Here is a 19,488-nt window from a genome sequence, read left to right on the forward strand (position 1 = left end):
GGCCGGCCATGAGCGACGGCCAAGCCCACGACACCGGATCGGCCGGCTGGGCGGTCCGCGCGGCCCGGCACCGGGCCGGGCGCACCGTGCGCGCGGCCGGGCGGGCCGCTTCTCCCGGCCTGGAGCGGGTCCTGGCGGACGGCACCTGGACCCATCCCGACGCCGCCCCGGGCTTCTCCGAGCTCTCCGGCGTGCTGCTGGTGAAACCCGGCACCACGGTGTCGGCCGCGGCGATCCGGGACATCGGGGTCCGCCTGGCCGAGTGCGGGTACCGGGCCGAACGGGCTCGGCGGCTGACCGAACGGGAGATCCGAGAGGGCAACCTCGCCGTGGACCACCACCGTCCGCACGCCGACCTCGCCGAGCGGGGCACGATGACCGCGCGGGAGCGGGTGACGTTCTTGAACCGGCACGACAATCCGGGGTTCCCCGGCCGGTTCGGCGAACGCGCGGAGGATCTGGACGTCTTCCCGGCCCAGACCGTGATCGACCGGCTCGGCGTACCGCAGCGGACCCAGACGGAGTGGAGCCTGCGGGACACGGCCCGCCACGGCCTCGACAGCGGGGCGCCCGACGGGCCCAACTGCATCGGCGACTGCCTCTTCGCCCACGTGTTCCAGGATCCGCGCTACCACGCCGGCCGGCCGTTCGTCTCGCTGAACCCCCACATCCCCGGGATCCTCACCCGCTACCACCAGGCGGGAAGCGCGCTGGCGGTGCAGATCGCGGCCGTCACCGACGATGCGCTGCCGTGGCCCCGGATGCGCAGGGAGTTCTGCGGGGTGACCGATCCGGCGCTCGCCTGGCCGGGCAGCATCCGGGGTGACGCCTTCGCCGGCCTGATCGAAGTGCTCGGTCCGGGTGGGGGGCGGGTCGTCCGGACCGCCAACGGGGTGCACTTGAGCAACGGGGCGGTGGAGGCCCTTCAGGACGCGGCCACCTGGTTCGGCCTGGAGCCCGGGCGGACCCGGCCCGGCCGGGTGTTCGAGGCGGCCGGCGTGCCGGCCCGATACGTGGTGACGAGGCCGTTCGTCGCGCTGGAGGGGACCCGGCGAGCCGTGCAGGAGGTTACGGACGGGGCGTCCGCGGAGACCGCGGCGGCCCGGCTGCACTCGGTGTCCTGGTTCGATCACGCCGACGACTGGGACGACAGCGCCACCGTGAAACTCATCGACCACGCCTGGCGGGAGACCGCGCCGGTGCGGCGGGCCGGGCGGGCCACGGCGATCCTGCTGCGGCGGGGCGAGGTGGTCGTGGCCGGGCCCGGCGAGGACACCGCCGAAGACGGTGACCTCGAGTTGTGGCGGGGTCGCTGAGCGGGCCGGTGCGCGAACCGCGCACCGGCCCCGGGCCGGTTCAGGCGGGCGTGGATTCCCCCACCACCGCGCACCGCCACAGCACGTGGTCCACGGCCCAGCCGGACCGGGCCAGCATCGACACGACCCGCGCGCCCGGATCGGCGCCCGGCGCGGTCGCGCCCTGGTGGATCACGTTGCCCAGCAACGGAAGGCCGAGCTCCGCGGCGTGGCCGACCGCGGCGGAGACGAGCCCGGCGATCGCCTCGCTGTGGCGGGGGTGGCCCCGGACCACGAGGGTGTCGAACAGTTCCGCGAACGGCTCGCCGGTGACGTCGTCCTCTTCCGCGCACAGCAGCGTCGCGTGCCCGATGGGCAGTGCGTCGGCGAGCGCGACGAACGTCCGCCGGCCCGGCGTCGCGAGCAGCTGCCGGGCGATCTCGGCCGGCTGATCGTCGAGGAGCCCGCCGCCTTGCAGCACGACCGCCTCCCGGACCGCGTCGGCGAGCCAGCCGGCGATCACGGCTTCGTACCGGCCGTCCTCGGCCGGTACGATCCTCAGTCCACAGTGCTCCGCGGGCGCGGGGTCCGCCGCGGCTCCCCGGTGACGGACGTAGGTCACGTGCCGGGCCCACGGTGACGGGAGTTCCCGGCCCGCGCGCAGGCGTACCACGATCGCGGTGCAGGCCGGGGCCTCCGCGGCGGCGACCGCGGGCAGCCGGCGCAGGAGCGAGCCGTCCTCCACGGCCGCTTCGTCGCAGTAGGTCACCAGGAACTGGGTCTCGCCGCGGGCGGCGTCGACGTACTCGCCGCCGACGAAACTGCCGCTCCCACTGGTGAACAGCGCACCCGCCGCCTCCGCCGCGGCCACGTAACGTTCGAAGGGGTCCATGGTCTCTCCGCAGTCCGATCCGGCCGGGGTGGGTGGCGGGGACGCGGTCCCCACCACCCACTTCTCGCCCCGGCGGGCCGGGGCGGTCCGCCTTACTTGGTCTTGACCTTGTCCAGGCGAGGACGCAGGTTGCTGGCGTGCTTGCGCATCGGGTCACCTCCCTTCCGGTGTGCGGTCCGGCCGCCGAACCGCGGTCCGCCGGCCTGGTCCCGACTCTGCTGGCCGAAGCCCGGTGCGGCAACGGGTTGACCGGTGCCCCGCGATTCCGGTCGAACGACAACCACGGGAGCTGCGGGAAGACCGGCCGCTGCGGGCGCGAGGAGGCCGGTGACCGCATCCGGCCGGGCTGACGTGCGCCTTCCGGCGGCGGGGGAGTTGTCCGTCCACCTGACACCGAGCAACACCTGTCAGCCCGTGGCGGTTTTCTTGCAGACTCGGATCCGACGCCGGCGGCGGTTTCGGCGTGGTAGCAACCCGATGGATACCCGAAGACAGGAAATCCCATGGTGTCGACTGAAAGAGACCTGCGGACGGGGGCCGGCGTCATCGAGGCCACCCCTGGCGTCCGAGTGGCCGACGCGGCGCTGGCGTCGGCGGGCCGACGCGAGATCAGCCTGGCCGAGCACGAGATGCCGGGGTTGATGAAGCTGCGCGAGACGCAGGGACCGCTCCGTCCGCTGGCAGGTGCGCGGATCAGCGGGTTCCTGCACATGACGGCGCAGACCGCCGTGCTCATCGAGACGCTCGTCGCGCTGGGCGCGCAGGTGCGCTGGGCCGGCTCCGATCCACTGTCTACTCAGGACTCGGCTGCGGCGGCCGTCGCCGCGGGCCCGCACGGCGACGACGGGATCCCGGTGTTCGCCCGGAAGGGCCAGGACCACCGGGAGTTCTGGCAGAGCGCGCGCCACGCCCTGTCCTGGCCGGACGGCGGGCTGCCGGACCTGTTCCTGGAGGACGGTGCCGGGCTGGTCACGCTCGTGCACTGGGGGCTGCGTTACGAGAAGGACGGCGAGTTCCCGGCCGCCGAGAGCGGTCTGCCCGAGCCGGCCGTGGCGGCGGTCACCGAGGTGCTCGAGGCCGAAGCCGGCCGCTGGCACGACATCGCGACCCGGTTGAAGGGAGCGACGGAGCAGACCACCACCGGGGCTAGGCACCTGCGCAAGCTCGCGGCCGACGGCGAACTGCGCTTCCCGGTGATCAGCGTGAACGACGCGGTGACCAAGTCCAAGTTCGACAACCGGTACGGCTGCCGGCACTCGGTGGTCGACGCGCTGAACCGGGCGACGGACGTGCTGCTCGGCGGGAAGCTCGCCGTGGTGTGCGGGTTCGGTGACGTGGGGAAGGGGTGCGCGGAAGCGCTGCGCGGGCAGGGGGCCCGGGTCGTGGTGACCGAGGTGGACCCGATCTGCGCGCTGCAGGCGGTGATGAGCGGCTACCCGGTGGTCACCCTGGACGAGGTCGCCGACCGGGCGGACGTGGTGATCACCACGACCGGGCTGCCGGACGTGGTGACGATCGACCACCTGGCCCGGATGAAGCACCTGGCGATCGTCGGCAACATGGCCCACGACGCCACCGAGATCGACCTGGCGGGGCTGCGCGCGGCCGAGCACGTGCGCCGCGTCCCGGTCAAGCCGCAGGTGGACGAGTGGGCGTTCGACGACGGCCACTCGGTCATCGTCCTGTCCGACGGGCACCTGATGAACCTGGGCAACGCCACCGGACACCCGAGCTTCGTGATGTCCACTTCGTTCACCAACCAGGTGCTGGCGCAGATCGAGTTGTTCGGCGGCAGCGACCGCTACCCGGTGGACGTGCACACGCTGCCGCCGGTGCTGGACGAGCAGGTGGCCCGGCTGCACCTCGCCGCGGTGGACGCCCGCCTCACCGTGCTCACCGAGCACCAGGCGCGGGTGCTGGGCGTGGCTGTCGAAGGTCCGTACAAACCGGCTCACTACCGCTACTGATCGGGGTCGCACGATGTCGAACCAGTCCTCGTCACGAACGGGCACCACCGTCGAGGCGCTCACCGACGGGCTCGCGCTGCGCCCGGACCCGCGCGGCGGGCGGACCGGGCCGGCGCTGACTCACCTCTTCCCGTCCGTCCCCGTGCTGGCCCGTACCCGGCTGCTGGCCCCCGGGCAGCGGTCGGCCTGGTGCAGCAGCACCAGCGACACGCTCCTGTTCTTCCACACCGGCGAGCCCCTCCGGCTTTCCCTGCGGGAGCCCGCCGGTGATGCGTCCACGGTGGTGCTGGGGGCCGACCCGTCGTACTCGACCCCCCAGTGGCTGGTGCCGGCCGGCACGGGTTTCGCGCTCGCACCGGAATCGGGCGGCTTCGCCCTGTGGAGCCAGGCGTCGATGCCGGGCGGGGCCGAGCCGGCGGCGCAGGCTCAGCCGCTCGCGCCGCTGCCCGACCATCAGCCGGGGCGGAAACCGGGCCCGGAAGGCTCCCTCGCGGCCGGCTTCGACCTGGAGCGGCACATCGAAGGCGGCTACTTCCGGCAGACCTACGAGTCCGGGGCGTTCGTGAAGACCCCGCGCGGTGACCGGCCGGTGGCCAACTCGATCATCTACCTGCTCGACCAGGCCTCGCCGGTCGGGCACCTGCACAGCAACGTCCCCGACATCACGCACTTCCTGCACAGCGGGGGACCGATCCGGTACCGGATGCTCGCCCCGGACGGGGTGGTGCACGAACAGGTGCTCGGGTTCGACGTGGCCGCCGGCGAGGTCCCGGTGCTGACCTGCCCGGGCGGCTGGTGGAAGACGAGCATGCTGCCGCCCGGGGTCGGCCACGGGCTGATCAGCGAGGTGGTCGCACCCGGTTTCCGCTACGAGGACCAGGAACTGCTGACCCTCGAGCGGCTCACCGCGCTGTTCCCGGACCGGGTCCGGGAACTCGCGCCGTACGTCTCCCGCCACTGAAACCCTGCGAAAGGCCCAGCCGATGAATTCGATCGAGGACCGGCGTTACCCGGAATCCCTCAAGCTGCTGCGCCGGGCGGAGCGGGTGATCCCCGGCGGTGTGTGGGGCCACAACCGCATTCCTTCGTCGTTCGCGCCGGATGCCCTGCCCTGGTTCGCCGAGCGGGCGGAGGGGGCGCGGATGCGCGATGTCGACGGGAACTGGTACATCGACTACATCTGCGGCTACGGCGCGATGATCAACGGCTACGCCCGGGCCGAGGTGGACGACGCGGTCCGCGAGCAGTCGGCCCGGGGCAGCACGCTGAGCCACGCCACGCAGCGTTCGGTGGAGCTGGCCGAGTTGCTGGTGGACCTGGTGGACGGGGCGGCGTGGGCGAGCTGGGGCGCCAACGGTTCGGACGCGACCTGGTCGGCGCTGGTGGTCGCGCGGGCGCACACCGGCCGCCCGCTGGTCGCCGCGGTGGACGGCGCCTACCACGGCTCACACGGCTGGAACGGCTTCCCGACCGCGCAACCGGGCCGGATCACCGCCGACACCGACGCGGTCAGATTCGTGCGGTGGAACGACATCCCCGGGCTGGACGAGCTGTTCGGCCGGGACGGGCCCGAGCTGGCCGCGATCATGGTGACGCCCTACCACCACCCGATCCCCGGTGCGGCCGAACTGCCGGACCCGGCGTGGATCGAAGCGCTGCACCGGCACTGCCGGCGGGCCGGCACGCTCCTGGTCATCGACGACGTGCGCGCGGGGTTCCGCCTCGACCTGCGGGGTTCCCACGCGCTGTTCGGCTTCCGCCCCGACCTGGTGTGCTTCTCCAAGGGCCTGGGCAACGGCTGGCCGCTGTCCGCGCTGGTGGGCGCCGAAGCCCTGCGCGCGGCCGCGGCCGAGATCTTCCTGGCCGGCACGTTCTGGAACTCGGCCAACTCGATGGCCGCCGCGATCGCGAACCTGACCCTGCTGCGGGAGACCGACGGGGTGGCGACCATGCGCCGGTCCGGGCTCCAGCTGACCGAAGGACTGGTCAAGGCGGCCGAACGGGTCGGTGTGCCCCTGGCCGCCAGTGGTCCGCCGGCCATGCCGAGCATCGTCGTGGAGGGCGATGAGGACTGCCGGTGGATGGCCCGGTTCGCCACGCACATGGCCGCTTCGGGGGTGCTGATCCACCCGTCCCACAACTGGGCCCTGTCCACCGCCCACGACGCGGAACTGGTGGAGCAGACCCTGGCCGCCGCCGAAACGGCGATGGAACGCACTCAGGAGGAACTGCCGAGGTGAAGCCACGGGGTGGCGTCCGGCCGAGGGTGCCCGCGGCGGGCACCCTCGGCCCCGGCCGGGATCAGCGGGGCTGGTCGGCCCACCACCGGCGCCCGGCCTCGGGCAGCGACTGGATCGGGTCGTAGTACGGGTAGCGGCGGTTCAGGGCCTCCGGGTCGGCCAGCTCGATGCCGGTCCGGTAGTTCTTGGTCCAGTACGAGATGCCCTTCTCGCGGTCGTACTCCGCGAGCTGGTGCACCCAGCGCTTGCCGACGTAGGGCACGTCGCACACGATGCGCGGCGTCGCGTAGCCCGGCAGGTAGCCCATGATCGAGTGCTGCAGCTCCTGGGCCTCGTGCACCGAGACCCGCCAGTGCTCGGCGTTGGGGATCATGTCGCACATGTAGAAGTAGTACGGCAGGATGTTCGCCTCGCCCTGCAGCGCGAAGCACAGGTCCAGCAGCTCGGCCGGGGTCGCGTTCACCCCGCGCATCAGCACGCCCTGGTTGCGCACGTCGCGCACGCCGATCTCCAGCGCGGTCCGCGCGGCCTCCGCCACCAGCGGGGTCACCGACTGGGCGTGGTTGACGTGGGTGTGGATGGCCAGGTTGACCCCGCGGCGCTGCGCGGTGACCGCGACGCGCTCGAGGCCCTCGACGACCTTCGGCTGGATCCAGTGCTGGGGCAGGGCCGCCAGGGCCTTGGTGGCCAGCCGGACGTCGCGCACGGTCTCGATGTCCATCAGGCGCATCAGGAACGACTCGAGCTGGGGCCACGGCACGTTGGCCACGTCGCCGCCGGACACCACGACGTCGCGGACGCCGGGGGTGCGCTTGAGGTAGTCGATCATCGCGTCCTGGCGGTCGACCGGCTTGAGGGCGAGCTTGTGCTTCTCCACCTGCTCGGTCGAGTTCCCGACCAGGTCCATCCGGGTGCAGTGACCGCAGTACTGGGGGCAGGTCGAGATCATCTCGGCCAGCACCTTCGTCGGGTAGCGGTGGGTGAGGCCCTCGACGACCCACATCTCCGCCTCGTGCAGGGAGTCGCGCTCGGAGTGCGGGTGGTTCGGCCACACCGGGTCGCGGTCGCTGCGCACCGGCATCATGTACCGGCGGATCGGGTCGGCGTAGAACGCCTCGGTGACCTTGGCCGGGTCGGTGCCGGCCGTCGGCGCCATGGTGTTGAGCATCTGCGGGGGCAGCAGCATCGACATCGTGGCCATCTCGCGCTGGTCGGCGAGCAGGTCTTCGTAGAAGCGATCCTCCAGCAGATCGCCCATGAGGGCGCGCAGCTGCTTGGCGTTGCGGATGCAGTGCACCCGCTGCCACTGCGCGTCGCGCCACTCGGCTTCGGTGACGCCGGCCCAGCCGGGGAACCGGCGCCAGTCGGGTTCGACCAGCTCGGCGCGGGCGTACTCGTAGGGCTGATCCTGGGCGGCGGCCGGCGTCACAGGTTCCTGGATCGCAGTCACTTGTACTCCTAGTCGTCGGTATCGCGTTAAAATATCCTGTCATAACATTAGCTCGACGTAAATCTTCCTGTGAAACTGGCTGGTGATCCACTAGTGGCCGCGGCCCGGCCCACCCCGGCCGAGCCGACCCGGGCCGCGGGGGCAGACTCGTGCACCGTGACCAGCGACAGCACCACGCTCCTGCTCGGCGGCCGGATCTACACCCCTTCCTCGCCGGACGCGACCGCGATGGCGGTGTCCGGCGGCACGGTGGTCTGGGTCGGTCAGGACGCCCCCGCCCGCGCTCTGCACCCCGGCGCCCGGGTCGTGGACCTCGGCGGCGCGTTCGTCGCCCCCGCCTTCGTCGACGCGCACGTCCACGCCACCGCGACCGGACTGCACCTGACCGGTCTGGACCTCACCGGCGTTCGCGGCGCCGCCGAGCTGCTCGCCGCGGTGCGCTCGGCCGCCGGGCCCGGGCGGGTGCTGCTCGCGCACGGCTGGGACGAGTCGGCCTGGGCCGAGCCCCGCCTGCCCAGCCGGGCGGAGCTGGACCGGGCCGCCGGCGCGACGCCGGTGTACCTGAGCCGGGTCGACGTCCACTCGGCCCTGGTGTCGACCGCGCTGGTGGAGCTGGCCCCCGCGGCCCGTGGCGCCGCCGGCTGGTCCGAAGACGGCCCGCTGACCCGCGACGCCCACCACGAGGTCCGCACGGCCGCCCGCGCCGCGATCACCCCGGAGCAGCGCACCGCCGCGCAGCGCGCGTTCCTCGCCACGGCCGCGGCCCGCGGGATCGTCTCGGTGCACGAGTGCGGCGGCCCGGACATCGCCGGCCGCGAGGACTTCGCCGGACTGCTCGCCCTCGCCGGCCCCGAAACGCCCGAGGTCGTCGGCTACTGGGGCGAACCCGACGTCGGCGCCGCTCGCTCCCTCGGGGCCCACGGAGCGGGCGGCGACCTGTTCGTCGACGGCGCCCTCGGTTCCCGCACCGCCGCGCTCACCACGCCCTACGCCGACGCGCCCGGCACGTCCGGCTCGCTCTACCTCGGCGCCGACGCGATCGCCGCCCACCTCGTCGCCTGCACCGAAGCCGGGTTGCAGGCCGGTTTCCACGTGATCGGCGACGCGGCGACGGCCGAGATCGTCGAAGGCTTCCGGCTCGCCGGCAAGGAGGCCGGCCGGCGGGCGCTGGCCGCGAGCCACCACCGGCTCGAACACCTGGAAATGGCCACCGCCGACCAGGCCCGCGAGCTGGCCGGCTGGGGTGTCGCCGCGTCCGCGCAGCCGTTGTTCGACGCGGCCTGGGGCGGCGAAGCCGGGATGTACGCCGACCGCCTCGGCGCCGGGCGGGCCGCGGGCCTCAACCCGTTCGCCACCCTCGCCGCGGAGGGCGTGGTGCTCGCGTTCGGCTCCGACTCGCCGGTGACACCGCTCGACCCCTGGGCGTCGGTGCGCGCCGCGGTGCACCACCACACCCAGGGCGCCCGGCTGTCCGCGCGGGCCGCCTTCACCGCCCACACCCGCGGCGGGCACCGGGCCGCCGGGGTGAACGACGGCGTCACCGGCAGCCTCGTCCCGGGCGCCCCGGCGCACTACGCGATCTGGGACGCGGCCGAGCTCGTGGTGGCCACCGCCGACTCCCGGGTGCAGCGCTGGTCCACTGATCCGCGCTCCGGGGTGCCCCCGCTGCCGCGCCTGGACGCCGGCACCCCGCTGCCGCGCTGCCTGCGCACGGTCCGCGACGGGGCGGTCATCCACGACGATTTCACGCCTGCCGCCTAGAGTTCCCGTCGTGCCAGTGAAAGTCGCGGATCCCGAACCGGACGTGCCCCCCGATGCGAACTCCGCCGCCGCAACCACCGGGAAGCGGCGATCCACGCGAGCGTGGCTGCTGCGGCTCGCCGCCGCGGCGGTCGCGGGCTACGGCTACTACCTGAGCTTCGCGCCGCGCCCGCTGTGGTGGCTCGCGCCGCTCGCGTTCGCCCTCTTCGCGCTGGTCCTGCGTGGACGGACCGGCCGCGGCGGCTTCGGGTACGGGTTCGTGTTCGGCACCGTGTTCTTCCTCACCCAGTTGTTGTGGCTGCAGGACTTCCTCGGCCGCGACTTCGGCCCGTGGCCGTGGCTGGGCCTGTCGATCGTGCTGGCGCTCTACTTCGGACTCGCGGGCGGGCTGATCACGGTCGTCTCCCGGCTGCCGCTGGCGCCGCTGTGGGGCGCGCTGGTGTTCGTCGGGATGGAAACGCCCCGGGCCTGGTTCCCGCTCGGCGGCTTCCCCTGGGGCCGGGTGGCGTTCAGCCAGCCCGAGGGCGCGTTCCTGCCGCTGGCCTCGATCGGCGGCGCCCCGCTGGTCGGCCTGGCCGTGGTGCTGACCGGTTTCGGCCTGGCCGCGCTCGTGACCCGGCTGGGGGCCGCGCGGAAGGTGCGCCCCCTCGTCGCGCCCGTGGTGTTCACCGTGGTGCCCGTGCTCGCGGGGCTGGCGCTGTGGCCGACGATCGGCACCGCCGCGCAGGACGGCTCCCTCACCGTCGCCGCCGTGCAGGGCAACGCCCCCGACATCGGGGTGGCGTTGCAGGGGCAGCGCGAAGTGCTGCGGGACAACCACCTCGCCGAGAGCGCGCGCCTGCTGCAGGCGATCCGGTCCGGCCAGGTCCCGAAGCCGGACCTGCTGCTGTGGCCCGAGACCGCGACCTCCTACGACGGCGACGACCCCGGCATCGACCAGATGGTGTCCGCCTTCGGCGTGCCGGCCGTCATCGGCGCGCTGGTCCGCCTGCCCGACGGGTCCGCGCAGAACTCGGCGGTGGTCTGGGACCCGCGCACCGGCCCGGGCCAGCGTTACGCCAAGCAGCAGCTCGTCCCGTTCGGCGAGGTCGTGCCCGCGCGGTCGATCGCCCGGCTGGTCACCCCGTTCGTCGACGACACCCTCGACCAGACCCCCGGCGACGGCAGCAACACCGCGCTTTCGGTCGCCGGCACCAAAGTCGGCGTGTTCATCTGCTACGAGACGGCATACGACTACCCGGCCCGCGAAGCCACCGACGCCGGCGGCGAACTGCTCGTGGTGCCGACCAACAACGCGTGGTACGGGCCGGGGGAGATGAGCTACCAGCAGCTGGCGATGTCGAGGCTGCGCGCGGTCGAGCACGGCCGCGCGGTGGTGGTGACGGCCACCTCCGGGGTGAGCGCGCTCGTCGCCCCGGATGGAACGATCACCAGCTCAACCGGCCTTTTCACGGCAGATGCCCTGGTCGGCCGCGTGCCGTTGCGGACGCAGACTACGCTGTCGGATCGACTCGGTGCGTGGACGGAGTACGGACTGCTGGCACTGGCGATCGCGGGTGTCGCCGGTGGGTTCGTGCTCCGTTTTCGCACCCGGCGCGCGAACTAGCGCCGGCACGACAGCAGGGGAAGCGGCGGGTGCGAGCCCGCGGAATTCGGAGGAGTACGGATGGCGCAGGCGCCGCGGGGGGCCGAAGGAATCGAGCCGGTGCTGGTGGTGGTCCCGACCTACAACGAGCGGGACAACCTCGGCCCGGTTCTGGACCGCCTGCACCAGGCGCTCCCGGAGGTCCACGTGCTGGTCGTCGACGACGGCAGCCCGGACGGCACCGGTGAGCTGGCCGACGAGCGCGCGAAGGCCGACGAGCGCGTGCACGTGCTGCACCGCACCGAAAAGGCCGGTCTGGGCAAGGCCTACATCGCCGGGTTCCGCTGGGGCCTGGCCCAGGGCTACGCGACGTTCGTGGAGATGGACGCGGACGGCTCGCACGCCCCGGAGGACCTCCCGCGTCTGCTCGACGCGGTCGCCGACGCCGATCTCTCCATCGGCTCCCGGTACGTGCCCGGCGGCGCCACGGTGAACTGGCCGCTCAGCCGCCAGCTGCTCTCCCGCGGCGCGAACCTGTACTCGCGCCTGGCGATGGGGTTCAAGATCGCGGACATGACGGCGGGCTTCCGCGCGTACCGCCGCCCGGTGCTGGAGAAGCTGGAGCTGGACGAGATCGCCTCGCACGGCTACTGCTTCCAGATCGACCTGACCCGCCGCACCGCCGATGCGGGCTTCGACATCGTCGAGGTCCCGATCACCTTCACCGACCGCGAGATCGGCCAGTCGAAGATGAGCAGCGACATCATGCGCGAGGCGTTCTTCCGCGTGGCGGCCTGGGGCGTGCAGCGGCGGCTGGCCCAGGTGAAGCGGCTGCTCGGCCGCGGCTGAGCCGAAACCGCGGCGGCCTGGTCCCCACCGGCCGCCGCGGTCGCCTCACCGGCTGAACTCTTCCCCTCGGCGCCAGTACGGTCTGCTCGGGCAACTGCACGGCGGGCCGCGGGTTGCCGGGGCGCAGGCCGGGCACGTTCTGCCGGGTCGGACTGGTGATCGGCAGCACGGCCACGTCGATCGAGCCCAGCCACTATCAGCCCGTGCTCGCGCAGCGCCGCCTCGATCCAGGCTCCGGCGTCAACCCTGGTCGTGGAGGGTGATCGCGTAGCCGTCGGGGTCGGCGAAGGCGAACGTGCGGCCGAACGGGCCGTCGAACGGCTCGGTGAGGATGGTGACGCCCGCGGCTTCGAGCCGGTCGTGCAGCGCCTGCGCGTCATCGCAGCTCAGCCACAGCGCGACCCCGAAGCCCGGACGCGGGGAAGCGGTGTCCAGATCGACCCCGGGCAGCGGCTCCCGCACGGCGAACGCGAGGGGCTGCGTGTCGAACACCACCGCGCCGGGCGGGCCGGCGGGCTGGCGACGCAGCCCGAGTTCGGTCTCGTAGAACCGGGCGGCCCGGTCGAGGTCGCGGACCTGCAGAGCCAGGAAATCGGGTCCGGTCACGGTCATGGTCGTCCTCCGGTCTTGGTGTCAACGCACTGACATACGAACGTATGTCATGATGCTGACACTCGTCAAGCCGGACCGGCCGGACGCCACGACCGACCTCACCGAGTCGCCGCACCCCCGGACAGCGGAAAGCCCCCGTGGGGGACACGGGGGCTTTCCGGTGGTGGGAGCCAGCTACTGGCCGAGGCTCACGCGGACCGGCTGGTCCGGCGTCCCTTGAGCTCGGCGAGACGTTCGTTCAGCAGATCCTCGAGCTCGGGAATGGAGCGGCGCTCCAGCAGCATGTCCCAGTGCGTCCTGGGGGGCTTGGTCTTCTTCTGCTCAGGCTGCCCGCCATCGACGATCTCGGACTCGCTGCCGTGCAGCCGGCACTCCCACACCGTCGGGATCTCGGCGTCGTCGGAGAACGGCACCTCGAACTCGTGGTCCTTGGGGCAGGCGTAGCGGACGGTACGGCGCGGGGCGAGATCGTGGTTGCGGTCGGTCTCGTAGCTGACCGCTCCCAGCCGGCTTCCACGGAGAACACGGTCGGCCATGTTGGAGTCCTTTCAGTCAGCTCCGGGCGGAGCCGGGGTGATGCTCACCCTATGCAACGATCGCGGCGGCCGAGGGATTCCCGGACCACCATGTCGTCGCTCACGATGAGCTGCGTCACCCCTCGGCGTCAGCTTCCACTATTAGGAGACTTTCCGCGCTCTGGCATGACGCGGTCACCGCCTTCGTAGTGCGGATATCCCCCAGTTGGGCTACTGACTCTGTGTCTACGACAACCGTAACTGACCGTGGTGCTCGGTCGCGGGACCCAGGTCGCCCGAACGGAAGTGTCGGCGGCACAATACCTGATAACGGACCGTAGCCAAATCTGCCTCGGATCGTGTCGAAGCTGAAGTTTCAACTACGGATTGTTCGGTATCTGCTACGACAACAGTGTCACCCTCGCGAAGGATTTTGTCATCCCTCACCCGCGCGTTGAACCGGCCCGGCAGCCCGCACCAGCACAGCACCTCCACCTGCACCGGCTGCAGCTCATCGGCCACTTCGAACAACCGCGCCGCCCCCGGGAACAGCCGGCTCCGGAAGTCCGTCGCGATGCCGAAGCAGTACACGTCGACCCCGGCTTCGTCCGCCAGCTCGGCGAGCTGGTCCACCTGCCCGGGGGAGAGGAACTGGGCCTCGTCCACGATGATGTAGTCCACGTGCTGACCCCGCGCCCACCGCGCCCGCACCAGCTCGCGCACATCGGTGACCGCGGCGACCTCCGTCGCCCGCCGGGTGATCCCGATCCGGCTGGTGATCTGCGGCACCCCCGACCGGTCGTGGCGCACCAGCACCAGCCCGTGCCGGCCCTGCCGCGCGTGGTTGTGGTCGATCTGCAGCGCGAGCGTCGACTTCCCGCAGTCCATCGGTCCGTAGCAGAACTTCAACCGGCCCCCGGGGACCGCGCTCCGCCGCGCACCCGCCGGCGGGACCGGGGACAGGGCGTCGGTGGGGTCTTCCACGGGCCGGGGAGCGTCGAGCCCGCCGTCGTTGAGCGCAGTCACGACGTTCGACCCTATCGGGGCTCACAGCAGCTCCGGCGGACGGTTCCCCGCGGCCACGATCGCCCGCCGCACCGGCACCAGCGCCACGAACACCAATCCGAGCACGAAGAACACCACCAGCGCCACGATCGCCCACCGGAACGACCCCGTCGCCTGCCCGACCCCCGCGAACACCAGCGGCCCCAGCCACGACGTGCCCTTCTCGCCCACGACGTAGAGCGAGTAGTACTGCGCGTCCTTCCCGGCCGGGATCAGCTGGCTGAACAACGACCGCGAGAGCGCGTTGGTCCCGCCCAGCACCAGCCCGATCCCCACCGCCAGCGCGTAGAACTGCGCCTGCTGCCCCGGCTCCACGAAGTACGCCGCCCCCAGCACCGCCACCCACAGCACCAGGCTGCCCAGGATCGTCCGTTTCGCCCCGAACCGACGCGCCACCAGTCCGTGCACCACCCCGCCCCCGTACGCCACGAACTGGATCACCAGCACCGTCACGATCAGCACCTCGTCGGAGAACCGCAGCTCGTCCTTCCCGTACTGCGCCGACACGGACACCACCGTGTTGATCCCGTCCGCGTACAGCAGGTAGCTCCCGAGGAACGCCAGCGTCAGCGGGAACCGCCGCGCCTCGCGCAGGGTCTGCCGCAGCTCCCGGAACCCCGCCCGCAGCACCGAAACCCCGCGCTCCACCGCCACCGGCACGTGGACCCGGGGCAGGGCCCGCACCGTCGGCACGGTGAACACCGCCCACCACAGCCCCGAGGTCAGGAAGCAGACCCGCACCGCCATCTCCGTGCTCACCCCGAGCGAGTCCCGGCTCAGGTAGAAGGCCAGTTGCAACGCCAGCGCGACCCCGCCGCCCAGGTAGCCGAAGGCCCAGCCCTTGGCCGACACCTCGTCCCGCTCGTCCGGCTCCGCGATGTCCACCAGGAACGAGTAGTAGACGACCAGCGAACCGCCGTACCCGATGTTCGCGACCACGAACAGCGCCGCGCCCAGTTGCCAGTCGGAGCCGGCCATGCCGAACATCAGCGCCGAAGCCACCGCCCCCAGCAGCGCGAACCCGCCCAGGATCCGCCGCTTGTGCCGGCTGCGGTCCGCCACCGCGCCCGCGATCGGCAGCACCAGCACCTGCACCACCGTCGCCACCGACAACAGGTAGCCCCAGGTCGAACCGGCGGGGAAGTGGAGACCGAACAACGACACGTCGCAGTGGCGCAGCTTGTCGTCCGCGCCCGCCGCGTCGACACAGGGCGTGTCCCCATTAAGGGTGATGTTCTGCTTCGCGTCGGAGGCCGCGATCGTGCTCATGTAGAGCGCGCCGAACACCGTCGTGACCGACGAGTAGAACGGCGAATTCGCCCAGTCGTAGAAGTACCAGCCCCACCGTTCCCGCTTTCGGTCACGGGCTTCGGCCAGTGTCATCCGGTACTCCTCGGTGATCAAGAACCGCCAGGTCAGGCGGCACACTACGGGGGCGAAGGCGGGGGACACCGCCGAATGAGCGAAACCGTGTCCCGTTCGTCGCCGGAGCTTCCCGGGCCTACTCCGAACGGCCGCCGCCGCCGCGTTTCCCGCGTGTCGCTGACCCGGTTCTTCACCGGTGCGTGTGAGACTGGTGTTCGCAGTGTGACTCTTGTGGACAGTGGGGCACCTGCTTACTGTGCATCCCATGAACCACCGCGTAAGCACAGCTCACCGGGCTGCGACGAGATGCCTGATCCTCGCCCTGGCCGTGCTGGGCGTGCCGCTCGCCGTCACCGGCGTCGCGTCCGCGGACCCCAGCTCCGCCTCCTGGGCCAAGCTCCGCATGTGCGAGTCCAGCGGCCGCTACACCACCAACACCGGCAACGGCTACTACGGCGCCTACCAGTTCAACCTCGGCACCTGGCGCAGCGTCGGCGGCGGGGGCCGCCCCGACCAGGCCAGCCCCCGCGAACAGGACTACCGCGCGCTCTACCTGTACCGCATGCGCGGCTGGCAGCCCTGGGAATGCGCGGGCATGCTCAGCCTCGCCGCCGACGGCGACGCCCGCAGCAAACGCGTCCCCTCCTACGACGAATCCGCCTACATCGGCGGCGGCACCCCCGCCCCGCCCGCACCCAAACCCCGGCCCACCCCGGCCCCGCCCTCCGGCGCGATGCCCGCCTGGCCCGGGCTGGTCTACGCCTACGGCGACTGCGCCCCCGCCCTCAAAACCTTCCAGCTCCGCATGAACGCCTTCGGCTACGGCTTCACCGGCACCGGCTGCTACTACGACAAGACCCGCGACGCCGTCGTCGCCCTCCAGCGCGCCAACGGCATCAAGGACTCCGGCCGGCTCGGGCCACTGACCTGGAAAGCCGCCTGGCAGGGCAAAGCACCCCGCTGACCCCGGCCCCACCGGTCAGGCCCCCCTCATCCACGCGCGACGCGGGAGAGGGGGCCCGAACCACGCGCAGCACCGCCCACGGCCGCCTACTCGGCCGGGCGCCACGCCCCCCGCTCGACCAGCACGTCCCGCAGCAGGTCCGGCCGATCCGTCACGATCCCGTGCACCCCCAGGTCCAGCAACTCCCGCATCTGCGCCGGATCGTCGATGGTCCACGTGTGCACCTCGCCCCCCACCCGCTCCACCGCGCGCACGAACGACCGGTCCACCACCGTCAACGGCCCCTGCCGCACCGGCACCTGCGCCAGCCGGCCCCGGGCCAGCCGCCCGACCGGCACGAGCGGCAGCCACCCCTGGGCCCACAGCGCCAGCACCGACCTCGGGCCCATCGCGGTCAGCAGCTCCGGCCCCGCCAGCCGCCGCAACCGCGCCAGCCGCGAATCCGAGAACGACGCCGCCGCGACCCGCCCCATCGCACCCGTGCGCTCCAGCACCCGCAGGAACGGCTCCACCCCGCCGTCGGACTTCACGTCCACGTTGAACCGCGTCCGCGGCAGCTCCTCCAGCACGTCCTCCAGCCGCGACAACGGCTCCCGCCCGGCCACCTTCACGTGCTTGAGCTGCGCCCAGGTCCGCGCCGCGATCTCCCCGCCGCCGTCGGTGGTCCGATCCAGCGTGCCGTCGTGGTGCACGACGACCACCCCGTCCGAAGTCACCTGCACATCGGTCTCGACGTACCGGTAGCCCTCGGCCACCGCCTGCCGGAACGCCGGCAACGAGTTCTCCATCCCGGCCAGGTCACCGAGGTGCCAGCCGCGGTGGGCGAAGGCACGGGGGAGCGGGTCGGCCAGGTACGGGAACGCAGGACGCATGAATCCAGTGTCCTCCACCGGCATGGCCCCGGCACGGGGGAGCGGGGGCCAGCTAGGGTCGGCCGGGTGAGGGATCTGGCCGAACACGCCCCGCTGACCGGCGACGAGCTCGTCGTCCCACGCCGCCCCGGCGCACCTAAGCACTGCGGCTGGTGCGGCCGCCGCCTTCCCGAAGGCGGCAACGTCGGCCGTCGCCGCCGCTACTGCGGCCAATCGTGCCGCCAGCGCGCGTACGAACGCCGCACCGCCTTGCAACGCAGCGGACTGCCCGAAGACGCCGTGGTGCTTTCCGACACCGAGATCGCCTCGCTGCAGGACCGCCTCTTCCAGCTCCGCTGCGCCGCCGAGGACATCGTCACCGCCGCCGAGGACGGCGCCGCCGCGGGGGAGCTGCGCAAACTGGCCCAGGAGATCGCCCACGCCGCCAAGGACCTCGAACAACTCCGCTGAACCCGCTCGCACGGCTCAGGCGCCGCCGTTCCACCCCTCCAGCGCACGGTAGGTCCGGTTGCTCGCCGCCGCCGCCCGCTGCTCCCGTCCGGTCGCCTCGATGTAGTTCTGACTCGTCGCCAGGCTGGCGTGACCGAGCAGATTCATGATCTCCGACGCGGTCGCGCCGTCCTCGGCCAGCCGGGTCGCGAAGGTGTGGCGCAGAGCGTGCAGGTTCGCGCCCGTCGGCACCCGGTCGTGCAGCCCCGCCCAGCGGTAGCACGACTTCACCAGGTAATCGAGCGCCCCGCGCCCGATCGGCTCACCGGCGCGATCCCGCAGCAACGGCTCCGAAGACGAGAACCGCGAGCGGGGGAACCGCCGCCGGCACGACTCGGTGTAGGTCTCGATCAGCTTCGCCAGCACCGGCTGCACCGGGATCGACCGGTCACGGCTGCCCTTCCCGTGGACGTGCAGCCGAAGCTCGCCCGCCCGGCCCACGACCGACCGCGGGGTCAGCGCCCGCATCTCCGCCGCGCGCAGACCGGCCACCAGCCCGAGGGCCAGCACCAGCACGTCCCGCTCCGGCCACGGGTCCCGCGCCCGCCGCGCGCCGTCGGCCGCCGCGGCGAGCAGACGCTCCGGGGTTTCCTCGCCGCGCAACGGTTTCGGCGTCAGCGGGGGAGTCTTGGGCCGGGCCACGGCGCCCATCGGATTGCCGGGCAGCAGCCCGTCGGACACGCAGAAGGTGAGGAACTGGTTCCACGTCGACCAGGCCCGCAGCACGGAGCTCTTCGCGTGCCCGTCGGCGAACGCGCCGAACGCCGCCCGCAGCACCGGAGCGGTCAGGTGCTCGACGTCCAGCTCGTGCTCGGAGCGGCCCGCCTCGGCCCGCAGGAGAGTGGTGATCCCGGCGAGGTCACGCCGGTAGGCGGCCGTGGTGTGCGGCGAATCCTTGCGCGGCCGCCGCGCCGCGAAGAAGGCTTGCTGCGCCTCGGAAACCTGCATCCCGATCTTGTACCGCACAGCACCGACATTCTGCGCCCCTGGATGATCATCCGTATTCATGCATAATAGCAATTATGCATGAATAGACCATACCGGGCGGCGATCGGCCTCCGGGGGACTCTCGACCCAGCCAATCCACTCCGAACGGTTCGCCGAGCACATCCTGACGGTGTGGCGACGTGTTTTGCGAGCGCCAAACGCTCATCTGTTCGATCGGCGCCGCTCAGCCAGCCTGACGCCGATTTGGCGCGGCTAGATCAACTTCGCCGGGTGGCTCCACGAGTGCTGCGATGGAACGTCCGGCCAGTCGACCTCAATACGTCACGGTGACGAAATCAACCCGGGGTAACCACGGCGCAAAGACAGCGAACTCGGGGACATCTCTTTCGTAGGTTCCTTCGGTTGGCAATCCGCGCCGGGGCGTCGGCGGACGTAAGGGTGGCCGAAGGTAGCAGTCCGGGTCACGACCGCCGCAGCCTTGGAGCCTCAGCGCACTCGATAATGAACCCGCCCGGATCACTCGCCTTGAAGCCCCTCTCCAGAGTCTCCCGCAGCAGGTCATCCGTGCGCCGATAATGTACATTATGTCAAGTTGGCGTCTGGAACCCTCTTCGATTGA

At 72.1% G+C, this 19,488-nt stretch carries 17 protein-coding genes; 9 read left to right on the forward strand and 8 right to left on the reverse strand.

Features of this window, described 5'->3' with window-relative positions; genetic code table 11:
* Nucleotides 1–8 precede the first annotated feature (8 nt).
* Nucleotides 9–1,316, forward strand: coding sequence for a hypothetical protein (locus NYF13_RS17790; protein WP_315658208.1), 1,308 nt, complete (start codon nucleotides 9–11; stop codon nucleotides 1,314–1,316).
* 40 nt (nucleotides 1,317–1,356) lie between these two features.
* On the opposite strand, the gene NYF13_RS17795 is transcribed toward NYF13_RS17790, so the two are convergent.
* The gene (locus NYF13_RS17795) at nucleotides 1,357–2,187 is read right to left on the reverse strand and encodes a hypothetical protein (protein WP_315658209.1); all 831 of its coding nucleotides are present in this window, start codon (nucleotides 2,185–2,187) and stop codon (nucleotides 1,357–1,359) included.
* 524 nt (nucleotides 2,188–2,711) lie between these two features.
* Here NYF13_RS17795 and ahcY point away from each other — a divergent pair.
* The 3 genes from ahcY to NYF13_RS17810 are packed head-to-tail and all read left to right on the forward strand — an operon-like array spanning nucleotide 2,712 to nucleotide 6,394.
* Entirely contained in the window at nucleotides 2,712–4,154 is a 1,443-nt protein-coding gene (gene ahcY / locus NYF13_RS17800) for an adenosylhomocysteinase (protein WP_396287689.1), read from the forward strand.
* 13 nt (nucleotides 4,155–4,167) lie between these two features.
* Nucleotides 4,168–5,115 (forward strand): cupin domain-containing protein, encoded by a 948-nt coding sequence (locus tag NYF13_RS17805; RefSeq protein WP_315658211.1) that lies wholly within the window; start codon nucleotides 4,168–4,170, stop codon nucleotides 5,113–5,115.
* 22 nt (nucleotides 5,116–5,137) lie between these two features.
* On the forward strand, nucleotides 5,138–6,394 hold the full coding sequence (locus tag NYF13_RS17810) for an aminotransferase class III-fold pyridoxal phosphate-dependent enzyme (RefSeq protein ID WP_315658212.1): 1,257 nt from the start codon (nucleotides 5,138–5,140) through the stop codon (nucleotides 6,392–6,394).
* Nucleotides 6,395–6,455: 61 nt separating this feature from the next.
* On the opposite strand, the gene NYF13_RS17815 is transcribed toward NYF13_RS17810, so the two are convergent.
* The gene (locus NYF13_RS17815; RefSeq protein WP_315658214.1) at nucleotides 6,456–7,844 is read right to left on the reverse strand and encodes a lysine 2,3-aminomutase; all 1,389 of its coding nucleotides are present in this window, start codon (nucleotides 7,842–7,844) and stop codon (nucleotides 6,456–6,458) included.
* Between the two features lie 156 nt (nucleotides 7,845–8,000).
* Between NYF13_RS17815 and NYF13_RS17820 the strand changes: the two genes are divergently transcribed.
* Genes NYF13_RS17820 through NYF13_RS17830 form a run of 3 tightly spaced genes read left to right on the forward strand, consistent with a single transcriptional unit; the run spans nucleotide 8,001 to nucleotide 12,039 of the window.
* Complete coding sequence (locus NYF13_RS17820; RefSeq protein ID WP_315658215.1) at nucleotides 8,001–9,605, forward strand: amidohydrolase; 1,605 nt, start codon at nucleotides 8,001–8,003, stop codon at nucleotides 9,603–9,605.
* A gap of 10 nt (nucleotides 9,606–9,615) precedes the next feature.
* Nucleotides 9,616–11,211 (forward strand): apolipoprotein N-acyltransferase, encoded by a 1,596-nt coding sequence (gene lnt / locus NYF13_RS17825; RefSeq protein ID WP_396287609.1) that lies wholly within the window; start codon nucleotides 9,616–9,618, stop codon nucleotides 11,209–11,211.
* A gap of 60 nt (nucleotides 11,212–11,271) precedes the next feature.
* A complete protein-coding gene (locus NYF13_RS17830) occupies nucleotides 11,272–12,039 on the forward strand; it encodes a polyprenol monophosphomannose synthase (RefSeq protein WP_315658216.1) in 768 nt (255 codons plus the stop codon).
* A 240-nt stretch (nucleotides 12,040–12,279) separates the two neighbouring features.
* Here NYF13_RS17830 and NYF13_RS17835 read toward each other — a convergent pair whose 3' ends face one another.
* From NYF13_RS17835 to NYF13_RS17850, 4 genes are all read right to left on the reverse strand, one after another.
* Nucleotides 12,280–12,651 carry a VOC family protein gene (locus tag NYF13_RS17835; protein ID WP_315658217.1) on the reverse strand — a complete coding sequence of 124 codons (372 nt, stop codon included), beginning with the start codon at nucleotides 12,649–12,651 and terminating at the stop codon, nucleotides 12,280–12,282.
* Between the two features lie 188 nt (nucleotides 12,652–12,839).
* Nucleotides 12,840–13,187: an RNA polymerase-binding protein RbpA gene (locus tag NYF13_RS17840; RefSeq protein WP_315658219.1), complete on the reverse strand. Its 348-nt coding sequence runs from the start codon at nucleotides 13,185–13,187 to the stop codon at nucleotides 12,840–12,842.
* A gap of 225 nt (nucleotides 13,188–13,412) precedes the next feature.
* A complete protein-coding gene (locus NYF13_RS17845) occupies nucleotides 13,413–14,192 on the reverse strand; it encodes a thymidine kinase (protein WP_396287610.1) in 780 nt (259 codons plus the stop codon).
* 21 nt (nucleotides 14,193–14,213) lie between these two features.
* A complete protein-coding gene (locus NYF13_RS17850) occupies nucleotides 14,214–15,614 on the reverse strand; it encodes an MFS transporter (protein WP_315658220.1) in 1,401 nt (466 codons plus the stop codon).
* 247 nt (nucleotides 15,615–15,861) lie between these two features.
* Between NYF13_RS17850 and NYF13_RS17855 the strand changes: the two genes are divergently transcribed.
* Nucleotides 15,862–16,560 carry a transglycosylase family protein gene (locus NYF13_RS17855; protein WP_315658221.1) on the forward strand — a complete coding sequence of 233 codons (699 nt, stop codon included), beginning with the start codon at nucleotides 15,862–15,864 and terminating at the stop codon, nucleotides 16,558–16,560.
* Nucleotides 16,561–16,646: 86 nt separating this feature from the next.
* Here NYF13_RS17855 and NYF13_RS17860 read toward each other — a convergent pair whose 3' ends face one another.
* Entirely contained in the window at nucleotides 16,647–17,432 is a 786-nt protein-coding gene (locus NYF13_RS17860) for a glycerophosphodiester phosphodiesterase (RefSeq protein WP_315658222.1), read from the reverse strand.
* A gap of 66 nt (nucleotides 17,433–17,498) precedes the next feature.
* Between NYF13_RS17860 and NYF13_RS17865 the strand changes: the two genes are divergently transcribed.
* On the forward strand, nucleotides 17,499–17,882 hold the full coding sequence (locus NYF13_RS17865) for a hypothetical protein (RefSeq protein ID WP_396287611.1): 384 nt from the start codon (nucleotides 17,499–17,501) through the stop codon (nucleotides 17,880–17,882).
* Between the two features lie 15 nt (nucleotides 17,883–17,897).
* Here NYF13_RS17865 and NYF13_RS17870 read toward each other — a convergent pair whose 3' ends face one another.
* Complete coding sequence (locus NYF13_RS17870) at nucleotides 17,898–18,887, reverse strand: tyrosine-type recombinase/integrase (RefSeq protein WP_315658224.1); 990 nt, start codon at nucleotides 18,885–18,887, stop codon at nucleotides 17,898–17,900.
* Between the last annotated feature and the right edge of the window lie 601 nt (nucleotides 18,888–19,488).

Source organism: Amycolatopsis sp. PS_44_ISF1, assembly GCF_032335455.1.
Lineage (GTDB): Bacteria > Actinomycetota > Actinomycetes > Mycobacteriales > Pseudonocardiaceae > Amycolatopsis.

Bases quoted from the DNA above. Each gene is read 5' to 3' on its own strand.
- NYF13_RS17790 (WP_315658208.1), top strand. From the start codon at position 9: ATGAGCGACGGCCAAGCCCACGACACCGGATCGGCCGGCTGGGCGGTC.
- NYF13_RS17835 (WP_315658217.1), bottom strand. From the start codon at position 12,651: ATGACCGTGACCGGACCCGATTTCCTGGCTCTGCAGGTCCGCGACCTC.
- NYF13_RS17860 (WP_315658222.1), bottom strand. From the start codon at position 17,432: ATGCGTCCTGCGTTCCCGTACCTGGCCGACCCGCTCCCCCGTGCCTTC.
- NYF13_RS17795 (WP_315658209.1), bottom strand. From the start codon at position 2,187: ATGGACCCCTTCGAACGTTACGTGGCCGCGGCGGAGGCGGCGGGTGCG.
- NYF13_RS17840 (WP_315658219.1), bottom strand. From the start codon at position 13,187: ATGGCCGACCGTGTTCTCCGTGGAAGCCGGCTGGGAGCGGTCAGCTAC.
- NYF13_RS17850 (WP_315658220.1), bottom strand. From the start codon at position 15,614: ATGACACTGGCCGAAGCCCGTGACCGAAAGCGGGAACGGTGGGGCTGG.
- NYF13_RS17855 (WP_315658221.1), top strand. From the start codon at position 15,862: ATGAACCACCGCGTAAGCACAGCTCACCGGGCTGCGACGAGATGCCTG.
- NYF13_RS17805 (WP_315658211.1), top strand. From the start codon at position 4,168: ATGTCGAACCAGTCCTCGTCACGAACGGGCACCACCGTCGAGGCGCTC.
- NYF13_RS17830 (WP_315658216.1), top strand. From the start codon at position 11,272: ATGGCGCAGGCGCCGCGGGGGGCCGAAGGAATCGAGCCGGTGCTGGTG.
- NYF13_RS17810 (WP_315658212.1), top strand. From the start codon at position 5,138: ATGAATTCGATCGAGGACCGGCGTTACCCGGAATCCCTCAAGCTGCTG.